Below are 12,531 nucleotides of genomic sequence, written 5' to 3' on the forward strand. Positions count from 1 at the left end.
CAAGGCCCATCTCAGGCGCTCTGCGGCTAGAACCTTCGACGCGCTCTGGCAGGCCGCCGGAGACATCTGCAACCTCGTCACCCCGGCCGAATCCAGAAACCTCTTCAGACATGCCGGATATGCATCCGATTAAACGTCCGAGGCTCTAATCTTGAACGCCGTGCGGTTGCAGGGAAAGGACCGTTGCCGCTGGACCGCGATCTCTGAAACGCTAATCTCCATCAGCCCCTATCCCCTTGTAAAGAAAGAGGATAGGGGCGGTGATGGGATGTTTTTTCTGCATGTTTCCGCTCAGAATAGCGCGAGTTGATCCGGATTTTTCCGGCTGCGTTTCCGGCGCTGGCCCGAGAACCTGACGATATTCTCATACTGCCGGTCGGTGAATGTCAGGATATGCACGTCGCCGCGTGCGGGCAGATGCGCCTCGATCCGCCGCAGATAGGCCTCGAACTGCTCCTTGCCGTTGCAGAAGCGGGCATAGACCGAGAACTGGCTCTTCTCGAAACCCTCGTCGAGCAGATATTCGCGAAACTTGGTCGCTGCGCGGCTCTCGACTTTGCTGGTCACGGGCAGGTCGAACATCACGAAGATCCACATGAGCCGGTAACCGCTGAGCTGGGTGAGCGTCATGGCGGGCGTTCCGCCGCGGGCATGGTCGAGGAGGGCTTGGGCTCCGACTCGGGAATCAGCCGGTCGAGGCCCGCGATCTCGATCGGCGTTGGTGGCAAGGGCGTCACCAGTGCCGAGGCGTCGTTCGTCTCGAAGGTGCGCGCCAGCGACTGCGCCAGGCGCTGGGCCGCCACGGTCACCGTGGTGACACCGTCCGCGCCCGAGAGATTGACTGCGATCAGTCCTGCGAACGCCCGCTTCGTGGCCGGGTCGACCTTGTCGAAGCCTTTTGCGGCAAGGCGCAGCGCCAGCGCGTCGACCAGGGGCCGGAAGGGCTCGACGAGATCGTCGGCGAGCGCGAAGGCATTGCCGCGATTGGCGTGATGGATGCCGATCGAGGGATGCAGGCCTGCCGCGACCACCGACCGGGCGACCAGCGAGCGCAGGATGGTATAGCCATAGTTCAGGGGCCCGTTGATGTCCTGCGCATCGCGCTCGCGGCGGAAGCCCGGCCTCATCAGCAAGGGCCAGTAGCGCCGCGCCGCCTGCGCCTCGATATTGTCGGGATCGCCCGAGCGCACCTTGCGGACGAGCATGTCGAGCGCGGCGCGCTCCTTGCCATGCGCCGCGAGAATGGCGGCCTGCCAGCGCAGCTTGGCCACGATGATCCGGCTCCAGAGCTGCTTGGCGAGCGGGCGGCCGGCTGCCCATTGCGCCCGCATGCGCGCATTCTGCCCATGATGGCCGTCGAGCGGAAGCAGGACGCCGACCGGTGCATGGTTCTGCCCGCACAGCACCAGCGGCACGCCGCGCTCGGCCAGGGCGACGGCGAGATTGGTGCTCCAGGTGACGCCATGCGCATGCACGATCACCGCCGCGATGTCGTCGAGCGGGACGCGGCCGATCTCCTGCCTGTCCTCGCTGACGAGGAGGAAGCCGCGCAGGGCGGAGAGGTGGCGGCCGTCGCTGGCGATGTCGACGACCCGCTCCATGCCCTAGCCCTTCGGACGGGGCTTGCGAGCCGGAAAACCCGGGTCGTGGATGCGGCCGAGCTCGTCGATGCGGACCTGTCGCGCCTTCCAGCGCTGCAGCGAGCTGGGCGAGCCGTAGACATAGCGGAACGGGTCGTCCTTGTCGGCGTCGCGGGCTTTCAGGCTGCCGGCTTCCTGCGGCGGTGCCAGCACGAGCGAACCGGCGGAGAACTTGACGACGCGCATCAGCTCGCGCTCACCGTCGCGCTCGATCGCGACGACGTCGTTCTGCTGGAGCGAGAGGACCTTGCGCGCCGTCGGGTTGTCGGCGCGGATCGGCGAGCTCCAACCCGGCTGGTGTGCTTCGAACATCGAGACGACCTCGTCCTTCCACCTGCCGGTCTTCAATTCCCAGACATCGAAGCGGTAATTGGAGTCGCCCTTATAGGCCTTGTAGGCGCGCCCCTCCCGGTTGCGGATCGGGATGACGGAGAGCGGCTCGACGACGCGGATGCGGCGTAGCCCTGGATAGGAGCGCGGTCCGCGCTCGGGATGGCCGAAGCTGCGCATTGCCTGCTCGAAGGCCGCCCCCTCCCTGCCGGCGGTCCAGTCCTTCAGCTTCTGTTTCAGATCCTCGTCGCGGATCGCGTCGAGATCGGCCGGTTTCTTGAATGCCGAGAGCGGCTTGCGCGTGACGACGATGTCGAGCCCGCGCGCATCCTTCTCGCCGGTGAGGCCATAGGCTGTCTCGTTGTGCAGGCGCCCGGCCGTCGTATCGCGATTCGCCGGACGTCCGGCCTTGCTCGCGCTGCCATGGTCCGGGCGATGGCTCACGGTGATGGCGCGCACTGCTTCGCCTACCGCCTCCGAGAAGCCTTGCCAGGGGTCGGGGATGCCGGCGACGAGCCGGTCGGCGGCCTCATGGCCCTGGCTGCCGGCCTCGCGGGCGATGCGATTGAGCATGGCGCGATCGGTCACCGCGACGACGATGGCGTCGATCGCGTGATGGCGGTGGTCCCGGCGGTTCTTCGGCTGGCTGGCGCCGCCGGCGAGATTGTGGTCCGGCAGATGATGGTTGAGCCCCCAATTGCGCCGCAACATCTCGGTCAATCGCCCGGGCGAGACCCAGACATGGCTCGAGCCCTGGCCGGTCTCGGGGTAGAGCGCCGAAAGATATTCCCGCGCCAGCCGCGAAAGATGCTGGGTGTCGATGAGGTGGCGGGCGAGGAAGCCGCCCTGCGCATCGAAGCGGCCGAGCGCCTCCGGTTCGAAGCGCCAGCGCTTCTCCCTGGGCAGGCGTGCGGCGCGGGCGGCGATCGCTTCCCAGTCGGCATCCGGGCCGAAATGGGCGCGCAGATCGGCCCGGGCCTCGAAGGGCGTGCGCTTGCGCTTGATGCGGTTGACCTCGCGCAGGCAGAGGACGCGATTGCCGTTGGAATCGTCGAGCGTGGCGCTGAAGGGCAGGATGTGATCGATTTCGACCGCGCCCGAGAACAGCATGTCGAGCGAGATCTGCCGGCCGCTATAGACGCAGCGCCGGTCGAGCACATTGTCGCGGTTGAGCTCCTCCCAGAGCTTGAGCAGCGCCCGGTTGCCGCCCTTGTCGGCCTGTCCGATCTCCTGGAGCTTCCGCGAGCGCTGCTCGGCCGCCTCGCGATTCTTCCTGTTCTCGACATTGATCTCGCGCTTGCGCTCCTCGTCGAGCTTGAGCTCGCGGGCGAGCTCGATCGCGATCTCCTGCGGCGGTCCAAAACGGCGGATCAGTGCGTTGACGACGCGGCGCAGCTGGTTGAGGCCGATATGCACGGTCGGGTTGGTCAGCCGTCCCGTGCGCAGCGCCTCGTCCTGCTCATCGGGATCGGCGGTGCCGGGCAGGATGTGGCGCTCCAGTACCGCGCCGTAATAGGGCAGGGCGGGATTGCCCTTGTCGTCCTGCCAGATCCGCCCATCGCGCAGATCGGAATGATGGCCGAGCCCGGCGCGCTGCACCGCCTCGCTGTAGACGACGACCTCTTTCTCCAGCTCGGCGATCAGTGCCTTCGTCGCGGTCTCGCCGAAGCGGCCATAGCCCTCGGGCAGGCGTGCGCCGGTGACGTTCGCGGCCTGCTCGCCGGAGAGTCCGTGGGTCTGCTGCAGCCAATCCTCGAATTCGGTGATCTCGGCATCGCTTTCGAGCGTCAGCAGGCGCTCGATCACCGGCCATTGCGCCTCGGGCTTGATGCCGAGCCAGGCCGGGCCGAGGCGGCTCTTATGGGCCATCTCGGCGGCGACCTCGTCGCCCTTCATCTCCTTGCGGTTCTCGCTCTCCTTGTTGAAGCGGGCATCGGGATCGAGCTTCAACCCCTTGCGCAGCGATTCATAGGTGACCGTCTTCCTCTGCCCGAGCTTCGAGAGCAGGGCGTCGCGCTGCGGCCTGTCGAGCGGGCGTGCTTCCGCCCCAGGCAGCACGATCCTCAACGCGTTGAGCTCTTCCAGCAGGCGCCGACGCTGGAACAGCGGATGCGCCTTGGGCAGGCGCGGTTCCGGTGGCAGCAAGGTGCAGAAGCCGATCTTCGGTTCCCTCAGCGGGCGCTGATGGAAGATGATCTCGTAGAACTGCTCGCGCCTTTCGGGTGTCAGCACGGCGGGGTGATGCAGCGCCTGCGCCTGCCAGATCGCAGCGAACTCCTCTTCCAGCGTCTGCCGGTCGGGATAGAAATCATAGACCTCGCCGGCCTTGCCCGCCTCGGCATCGGGGGCGACGATCCGGGTCCGCACATGCGGGATCGCGTTGGGATCGGCGGCGCCTGCCCGGCGCTTGTGCAGGAACTCGCCGAACGTCCTCGCGTCCGCTTGCGCCATCTGCTCGTGCAGCCGGGCGACGCCGATCCTGATCATCCCGGCATCGTCGTTGCGGCCGCGGTCGGTCTTGCGATTCGACTTGAAGCCGCGCCGCTGGTTCAGGTGGAACAGCGCTCGGCCGAGATGGGCTGGCGGCAAGGCTTCGTCCAGCGCCCGCGTCCGCAATTCATAGGGATCGAGCGCGGCAAGGGCCCGGCGGGTCTCGTCATCTGCGGGGAAAAAGCCGGCCAGCGTCAGATATTTGAGCAGGGCCGCCTGGCGCTGCTTGAAGCGGTCGCGTCGGCGCCGCATGGCGCGGGCGTCGCGGCGTCCGCCCGCCAAAGATGCCCCCGATTTTGGCTCGCGCCCATCGGAGAAGATGCGGGAGCCGGCGGCCTCGACACCTTCCGGAGCGCCCTGGTCGTCGAGGCGGATAACCGCCCAGCCGAGTGAATTCGTGCCGAGATCGGCCCCCAGACGCCAACGCATATCCTGCCCCCAGCGTGGCGCTTCCGCCTGGCTGTCGCAATCAGGGATTGCGTTGGGAGTTGCGCCTAAGCCGAGGGTAGTCACCGGTTCGGCGCGTCGTCAAGAAACTCTCAGGCGGCGCAAGATTTCTTCTTGTGGGGACGTAATTGACTGTTGGGCATTCCGCTGTATCTTAAAGACTTCAGAGATCGCGGTCTGGCTGTTAACAAGCAGTCATGTCTGCACCAGATAAGGGCGGCGCTCCGGCGTCGCCTTTTTTGTTTCTACCATCCGGTGGTGGTGATTTTCATGGCCGGGCCATGAACCGGCCAGCGCAGAGCTGGGATGCACGACCCGTTCGAACCATGGTCGCGCGAGGCGTTTGCTTGCACTTTTGACAAGAACAAAATAAGAACATTCTGGAATCGGAGCTGGATGAGGGCGGTTGAGATGCGGATTCGGCGAACCTGGCCGGAGATCGACCATTTGTTTCATGTCGAGGCCGAAGGCGGCGAGCGGATCGCCGTCATCACGCACGACAAATACGCGCCGCGCGGCTCGCCTCGCTGGCATTGGGCGATGTCCGGAAAGCGCCGGGCTGCCGCGGCCGGATTCGGGCGCTGCCACGACATCGAGGAGGTGAAGCGCAGGATTCGCGAGAGCCTGCCTGAAGGCGCGGCGGCCGCATCGCGCAGGGGTGGCCGCGACTGCTTGGCCTGAAGCATTTTCGCGCGAAAAGGCTCAGAGTTCGCTTTGGCGGGGGCGCGGCCCGAGATCGGGGAGCGAGGTCTCGGCGGGCGTGCGGGCCGCGGCGGCCTCCGGCGCGATCGGATTGGTCAGGATGCGCATCGCGAAATAGCTCGCGACCGCCAGCGAGAGCACGCCGATATAGAGCAGCAGACCTTGCGGCCCGACGATCTGCATCACGGCGGTCGCGACCAGCGGGCCGATCGTCGCCCCGACGCTCCACAGGAAGAGCAGCCCTGCCGAGAGGCCGACGGCCTGGTCGCGGCCGAGCCGGAAATAGGCGTGGGTCACCGCCACCGTATAGAGCGGCACGCTGCAGCCGCCGGTGAGCGCGAACAGGCCGTAGAGCCACCAGTCGCGCTGCGTCGTGCCTGACAGGAAAAGCGCGCCGAGCGTTGCAGCGGACAGGGCGGTCGCCGCGGTGGCACCGAGCAGGACGCGACGGCTGTCGACCCGGTCGGCGAGCCAGCCGATCGGCCATTGCAGCAGGAGCGCGCCGAGCTGGATCACCGCGGTCAGCAGGAGCGCGCGCTGCTGGCCGAGCCCGATCAGGATGCCATAGGCCGGAACGACATTGGTCAGCGGCCCGCTGACCAGGCCGACATAGAGGCAGCCGATCACGGCGGCCGGGGCCTGCTGCCAGAGCGTCTTGAGGCGGACCGAGACCAGTTCGGCCGATTCCGGGCCCTTCGCCCGGGTAAGGCTCACCGGAATCAGCGCGATCGAGAAGGCGACGCTGGCGATCAGGAAGACGTCATGGGTCTGGATCGCGACATAGCCGATGCCGACCTGCGAGCCGATCAGGGCCAGCCGGTTCAGAATCTGGTAGATGCCGAAGATCCGGCCGCGATGGCTCGAGCGGGCCTGGCCGCTGATCCAGCTCTCGATGCAGATGCTGTGGCCGGCCGCCGCGACGCCCATGACGAAGCGCGTCAGGCTCCACCATTCGACCGGCAGGACCGGAAAGCTGAGCGTCAGCGCCGCCTGCAGCGAGGCGAACACCGCAAAGCCGCGAATATGGCCGACGCGCCGGATCAGCGCCGGAATCCAGAAGCAGCCGAGCAGGAAGCCAACCGAATAGGCCGAGCCGACCAGGCCGATCAGCAGCAGCGGCTGCTCCTCCAGGGCCATGCGCAGCGGCACGACCGTGTTCATGATCGTGCTCGCGACCTGCAGGATCAGCGCGCCGGTGACGATGGCGCCGAGCGCCGCGACCGAGCCGGTTTGCGGTTTCGAGACGTCGCTCACGGCCGGGTCGATTCCGTGCAGGCGAACTGCCGCGAAGCGGGGCGGCGGGGCGAGAACGAATTCTGGGTCAACACGGCGTTCTCGCGAAATCGATTGCCGGCCACAGTAGCTGCCGGCAGGAATAGCATGTCCGTCCGGATAAGCCCCCAAATTTTGGCGGAACTGAGCATGCCGACCGGCCGAGTGGCGGCATCGCCGTCATGCGCTGGGCGCAGCCGCGGGCGGAGCGCCTTTCACCGGCGCGCCCTTGCGGTTTGCGCCGAGGGGCGGCTTCAGTGCGGTGAGAGGCGAGGCCGCGAGCGGGCCAGGGAGCGGGACTTGTCGGAGACTGTGAACAGGGGCGTTTCCGCACCGGCATGGACGAAGAGCCGCCGAAGCTGATGGCCGCGCCACGTTCGACCACTGCGACCGTTCTCGCGCTCGGAACCGCCCAGACCGTGGCCTGGGCATCGAGCTATTATTTGCCGGCAGTGCTGGCGACGCCGATGGCGCGCGATCTTTCGACCAGCCCGGTCGAGATTTTCGCCGCTTTTTCGGCGGCGCTGGTGGTGTCGGCGGTCATCGGCCCCTGGGGCGGAGCGGTGATCGACCGGCGCGGCGGGCGCGGTGTCCTGATCGGCTCCAATCTCATCTTCGCCGCCGGGCTCGCCTGCCTCGCCTTGGCGCAGGGGACGGTCCTGCTCTGGACCGGCTGGCTCGCCATGGGGCTCGGCATGGGGATCGGGCTCTATGAGGCGGCCTTCGCCGCGCTCGCCTGCATCTATGGCCGGGAGGCACGCTCGCCGATCACCGGCATCACCCTGATCGCCGGCTTCGCCAGCACGATCGGCTGGCCGTTATCGGCGCTGATGGAGGCGCAGATCGGCTGGCGCGGTGCCTGCCTTGGCTGGGCCGGGCTGCATCTCTTTCTGGCGCTGCCGCTCAATTGCTTGCTGCCGTCAGGCCATATAGCCATTTCCGCCCCTGCGGCTGCGGTGAAGACGGGGCAGGACGGCGACCGGGCGGAGGCCCGCAAATCGCGCTGGGTCATGGTGCTGCTGGCGCTGGTGTTCGCCATCACCTGGTTCAACAGCACGGCGATGGCGGCGCATCTGCCACGGCTGCTCGAGGCGGCCGGGGCGACGACGGCGGTGGCGGTCGCCGCAGGTGCGCTGATCGGGCCGGCCCAGGTTGCCGCCCGGCTCGCCGAGTTCACGCTGATGCGGCAGCTGCATCCCTTGATCTCGGCAAGGCTGGCGACGCTGACGCATCCCCTCGGCGCCGGCGTTCTGCTGGCGCTCGGCGCGCCCGGGGCCTATGCCTTCGCCTTCCTGCACGGGGCCGGCAACGGCGTTCTGACCATCGCCAAGGGGACCTTGCCGCTCGCGCTGTTCGGGCCGGCCGGCTACGGCTTGACGCAAGGGCTGATCGGCGGTCCCGGGCGAGCCTTGCAGGCCGCCGCACCGCTGCTGTTCGGGCTGGCGCTCGACCGCTGGGGCGTGCAGGCGATCTGGCTGACGAGCGGGCTCGCGCTCGTCGCCTTCCTGATGCTGCTCGGGGTCCGGCTGCCGAAAGGCGAGGTTCATCCCTGAAGCGGCGCTGTCGGCTCAGCGCTTGGCGACATGCTCCGGCTTGCCCTCGTGCTTGGTCGAGGCGAACTCCTCGAGCTCTTTCTCGGTCATCGACCCTTCCATCGCTTTCGAGGCGCCCTTGAGATCGCTCCTGGGGATCTCGCCCCGCTCGGCGGCCAGGGCCATTCCGGCCGCCTTCTGCTGCGCCTTGGATTTCGCAGGCATGGCTGGCCTCCTTCTCCGAATGGGCGGGGATGCCCGATCAACCGGAGGGCGGCGCGATGGTTCCGGCAGGTTTCAGCGCCGGCGCGGACCGCGCCGGGAGGAGGTACTTTCGGGCGGGCCCCGGTCGCGATCGGCGGCTGCCGCCGTCGCCAGCCAGATCACATGCCGGGCGCCGCCGCCGGAGGCATTGGCGCGGACCTTCTTCTCCTCGACCGCAAATCCGCTCATGCGCAGGCGCTCGGTGAAGGCGCGGTCCGGTCCCGCCGACCAGATGGCGAGCACGCCGCCCTTGCGCAGGGCGGATTTGGCGGCGGCGAGCCCGGCGAAATCATAGAGCCGGTCATTGGCCTCGACCATCAAGCCATCGGGGCCGTTGTCGACGTCGAGCAGGATCGCGTCATAGCCGGACTTGCCGGCACGGATCAGCGAGGCGACATCGGCCTCGCGGATACTGACGCGGGGATCGTCGAGGCAGCCAGCGAAGATCGCAGCGAGCGGGCCGCGGGCCCAGGCGACGACCTGCGGGATCAATTCGGCGACGATGATCTCGGCATCGGCCGGCAGCACGGCGAGGGCGGCGCGCAAGGTGAAGCCCATGCCGAGCCCGCCGATCAGGAAGCGCGGCCGGGCGCGCTGGCCGAGGCGCTCGGCGGCGAGCGTCGCCAGCGCTTCCTCCGAGCCGCGCAGCCGTGAATTCATCAACTCGTTATGGCCGAGCGTGATCGAGAACTCGCTATCGCCGCGCTGCAGCAGTTTCAGCGTGCCGCCGCCCGGGATCGGGGCGGCGTCGAGCTGTGTCCAATGCGCCATCGCTTCAGTCCAGTCGCGTCCGTTTGACGAAGGCCCCGGCCTTCATGATCACAGGCATGTGCCGGCCCTGGCGGGTCAGCAGCGCCAGATCCTTCAGTGGATCGCCATCGACGACGACGAGGTCGGCATGGGCGCCGGGCGCGATCATGCCGATCCTGCCTTCGCGCTTCAGCAGTTTCGCCGCGACATGGGTGGCGGCGCCGATCACCTCATGGGCGGGCAGGGCGCGGCCGCGAATGACGAACTCCTCCGACTGGTGCCGGTGCATCTCGCCGAGCAGGTCGCTGCCATAGGCCATGGGCAGGCCGGCCGATTTCATGATCGCGAGCGACTCCATGCCGGCGGCGCGGACACTCTCGACCTTGGCGACCGAGTCGGGTGGGAAGCCGAGCTTGCCGCCCTCGCTGGCGAGCTTGTCATAGGTGACGAGGGTGGGCACTGCGACGGCGCCGTTCCTGGCGGCGAGCTTCGCGGTCTCGGCCTGGATCAGGTTGCAATGCTCGAGCGAATGGACGCCGGCCTCGACGCAGCGGCGTATTGCCTCGTCGGTATAGACATGGGCGGAGACATAGGTGCCGGCCATGCGGGCCTCCTCGACCACGGCCTGCAATTCGCCGACCGAGAAGCCGAGGAAATGGATCGGGTCGGTCGGCGAGGCGCAGCCGCCATTGGCCATGATCTTGATGAAGTCGGCGCCGCCCTTCAGCTCCTCGCGGGCGGCGCGGCGCACCTCCGCCTCGCCATCACAGATGCGGCCGAGCGCGCCGAGGCGATGGCGGGTTCCGGGCGCCGTGCGGTCGTCATAGCGCCCGCGAAAATCGGCATGGCCGCCGGTCTGGCTCAGAGCCTTGCCGGAGATGACGAGGCGCGGCGTCGGGAAATCACTCTCCTCGGTCGCCTGCTTCAGGCCAAAATCGGCCCCGCCGACATCGCGCACCGTGGTGAAGCCGCGCAGCAGCATCTCGCGCATGATCACCAGCGAGCGCACCGTGACGAGCGAGTCCGGCAGCGCCGCATTGCGGCCGAGATCGGCGAGGCCGGCGATGACATGGACATGGGCGTCGATCAGCCCGGGCATCAGGGTGCGGCCCTTGAGGTCGATCGCCCTGGCCTTGTCGGCGCGCAAGGACCTGCCGACCTCGCGGATCAGCCCGTCCTCGACGAGAACGTTGACCGGCTCGCCGCGCTCGGGCGCGGTTCCGTCGACGATGCGGGCGTTCTGGAACAGGGTCGCGGCCATGATGGCGGTCCTTGGAGCGAGTGCGGGCGAAGGCGGCGGTCAGCGCGTCAACAGCGCGGTGAGATAGAGGCCGAGGCCGAAGACGACGTGGTTGACGAGGCCGATAAGCCGAATCTGGCCGGGGTTCGGCCGCTTCGAGGCGGCGACGCCGAAGCCCATGCCGGGCTGCAGGATGAACCAGCCGCAGCCGACGGTGACGATGCCGACGATCAGCGCCGGGATCAATGTCGGCGCCTTGGCCCAGCCGATGCCCCAGATCAGCAGCAGCACGGCGGCGAAGAGCACGCCGACGAGATAGTGCATGATCCAGCCGATCGAGAGTTCGCCGGAAACCGGCTCCGAGGCCGAGATCGGGTCGTGCATGAAGCGCCCCCGCGGCAGATGCGCGAACCAGCGCCCGACCATCGCCCAATTGGCGAGCGGGATGCCGAGTGTGCGGTTGAGCAGCAGGGCCCAGAGGTCGAGAATGGCGGTAGCGCCGACGCCGATCACGATCGCGCGGCCGAGAAATTCAAGCATGCTTCACCCCTCCCAGCGGTCCCGAAGGCCGCGTCCCCAAGCGAGTCTTATGGAGGGGAAAGCGGGGGACGAGGTCAACGGAAAGGGCGACCTTATCCCCCTTGCAGGCGCAGGGGCGGCATGCGCCGGGCATGGGCCATCGGTCGCAGCCGGAACCTCGGGCGGCACCGTTCGTTTCCTCGGCGACGGCAGGGGAGCGAACGATGGCGGTTGCAACGGCGGCGAAGGCGGGCACAAAGGGTGGGCATGGTGCGCAGGAACTGCCCTCGGTCACCGTCACCAGCTATAATCTCGAAATCCGCGACGGTGACGGCTTCATCGGCGACAAGGCGAGCCGCGGCGCCTTCATGGACCATCTCGCCGAATTGCGCGGCCATCTCGCCGAGAATGGCGAGGATCCGCTCGGCGACGCCGACGCGGCTCCGAGCAAGTCCGAGCTCGACGAACTGATCAGCAAGGGCGAGGCACGCGAAGCTGCGCTGGTGCTCTCCGCGGTCGAGCGCTTCGCCCAGTCGCTGTCCTTCGTGATTCGTCGCTTCCTACGGCAGAAGGCCTGGGCTCCGGTCGAGCGCATCGTGGTCGGCGGTGGCTTTCGCCAGAGCCGCGTCGGCGAGCTCGCCATCGCCCGTGCCGGCATCCTCCTGCAATCGGAGGGGCATGCGATCGAGCTCGTGCCGGTCCGGCACCATCCGGACGAGGCCGGTCTGGTCGGCAGCGCCCATCTCGCGCCGAAATGGATCTTCGAGGCCTATGACAGCCTGGTCGCCGTCGATATCGGCGGCTCGAACATCCGGGCCGGCATTGTCGAGCTGCGCCAGGATAAGGCGCACGATCTCAGCAAGGCACGGGTCTGGGAAACCGAGCTCTGGCGTCATGCCGACGAGGAGCCAAGTCGCGAGGAGGCGGTGAGCCGGCTCGGCAAGATGCTGCGCGAGCAGATCAGGCACGCCGGGAAGGAGGGCTTGCGCGTCGCGCCCTTCATCGGTGTCGGCTGTCCCGGGCTGATCGAGGCCGATGGCGCGATCGATCGCGGGGCGCAGAACCTGCCGGGCAACTGGTCGAGCAGCCGCTTCAACCTGGTCGAGAGCATCCGCGAGATGGCGCCGGAGATCGGCGAGCACGAGACCGTGGTGGTGATGCATAACGACGCCGTGGTGCAGGGGCTCAGCGAAATGCCGTTCATGCAGGATGTCGAGAACTGGGCTGTGCTGACCATCGGCACCGGGCTCGGCAATGCGAGCTACCGCAACCGGCAGAAGCCGAAGGACAAGGATAAGGACACGGACGAGATGGAGAAAGCGGGTAAGGGCAAGAAGGCTTGAGT

General features: G+C 67.7%; 11 protein-coding genes. 3 read left to right on the plus strand and 8 right to left on the minus strand.

Annotated features, from left to right (window positions below; translation table 11 throughout):
- Positions 1-291: 291 nt before the first annotated feature.
- From cas2 to cas9, 3 genes are read right to left on the minus strand one after another with little or no spacing between them, the layout of a single operon-like run.
- Positions 292-630 carry a CRISPR-associated endonuclease Cas2 gene (cas2, locus tag J0J10_RS22185; protein ID WP_291649258.1) on the minus strand — a complete coding sequence of 113 codons (339 nt, stop codon included), beginning with the start codon at positions 628-630 and terminating at the stop codon, positions 292-294.
- Positions 627-1,601, minus strand: a complete 975-nt coding sequence (gene cas1, locus J0J10_RS22190; protein ID WP_291649259.1) for a type II CRISPR-associated endonuclease Cas1 — start codon at positions 1,599-1,601, stop codon at positions 627-629. The genes cas2 and cas1 overlap by 4 nt, the downstream gene beginning before the upstream one ends.
- A 3-nt stretch (positions 1,602-1,604) precedes the next feature.
- A complete protein-coding gene (gene cas9, locus J0J10_RS22195) occupies positions 1,605-4,889 on the minus strand; it encodes a type II CRISPR RNA-guided endonuclease Cas9 (protein WP_291649260.1) in 3,285 nt (1,094 codons plus the stop codon).
- A gap of 324 nt (positions 4,890-5,213) precedes the next feature.
- Here cas9 and J0J10_RS22200 point away from each other — a divergent pair, with 324 nt between their 5' ends.
- Positions 5,214-5,588 (plus strand): hypothetical protein, encoded by a 375-nt coding sequence (locus J0J10_RS22200; protein WP_291649261.1) that lies wholly within the window; start codon positions 5,214-5,216, stop codon positions 5,586-5,588.
- A 21-nt stretch (positions 5,589-5,609) separates the two neighbouring features.
- On the opposite strand, the gene J0J10_RS22205 is transcribed toward J0J10_RS22200, so the two are convergent.
- Positions 5,610-6,863: an MFS transporter gene (locus tag J0J10_RS22205; RefSeq protein ID WP_291640743.1), complete on the minus strand. Its 1,254-nt coding sequence runs from the start codon at positions 6,861-6,863 to the stop codon at positions 5,610-5,612.
- 380 nt (positions 6,864-7,243) lie between these two features.
- Between J0J10_RS22205 and J0J10_RS22210 the strand changes: the two genes are divergently transcribed.
- On the plus strand, positions 7,244-8,434 hold the full coding sequence (locus J0J10_RS22210) for an MFS transporter (protein WP_291649262.1): 1,191 nt from the start codon (positions 7,244-7,246) through the stop codon (positions 8,432-8,434).
- Positions 8,435-8,449: 15 nt separating this feature from the next.
- Here the strand turns inward: J0J10_RS22210 and J0J10_RS22215 are convergent, their stop codons facing one another.
- The 4 genes from J0J10_RS22215 to J0J10_RS22230 form a co-directional block, all read right to left on the minus strand.
- Complete coding sequence (locus J0J10_RS22215) at positions 8,450-8,638, minus strand: DUF3008 family protein (protein ID WP_291649263.1); 189 nt, start codon at positions 8,636-8,638, stop codon at positions 8,450-8,452.
- A 72-nt stretch (positions 8,639-8,710) separates the two neighbouring features.
- A complete protein-coding gene (locus J0J10_RS22220; protein WP_291649264.1) occupies positions 8,711-9,448 on the minus strand; it encodes a spermidine synthase in 738 nt (245 codons plus the stop codon).
- 4 nt (positions 9,449-9,452) lie between these two features.
- Complete coding sequence (locus tag J0J10_RS22225) at positions 9,453-10,688, minus strand: metal-dependent hydrolase family protein (RefSeq protein WP_291649271.1); 1,236 nt, start codon at positions 10,686-10,688, stop codon at positions 9,453-9,455.
- Positions 10,689-10,727: 39 nt separating this feature from the next.
- Positions 10,728-11,207: a DUF2938 domain-containing protein gene (locus tag J0J10_RS22230; protein ID WP_291649273.1), complete on the minus strand. Its 480-nt coding sequence runs from the start codon at positions 11,205-11,207 to the stop codon at positions 10,728-10,730.
- Positions 11,208-11,410: 203 nt separating this feature from the next.
- Between J0J10_RS22230 and J0J10_RS22235 the strand changes: the two genes are divergently transcribed.
- The gene (locus tag J0J10_RS22235; protein WP_291649276.1) at positions 11,411-12,529 is read left to right on the plus strand and encodes an ROK family protein; all 1,119 of its coding nucleotides are present in this window, start codon (positions 11,411-11,413) and stop codon (positions 12,527-12,529) included.
- The last annotated feature ends 2 nt before the right edge of the window (positions 12,530-12,531 follow it).

It is taken from the genome of Allobosea sp. (assembly GCF_017308075.1).
Taxonomy (GTDB): domain Bacteria; phylum Pseudomonadota; class Alphaproteobacteria; order Rhizobiales; family Beijerinckiaceae; genus Allobosea.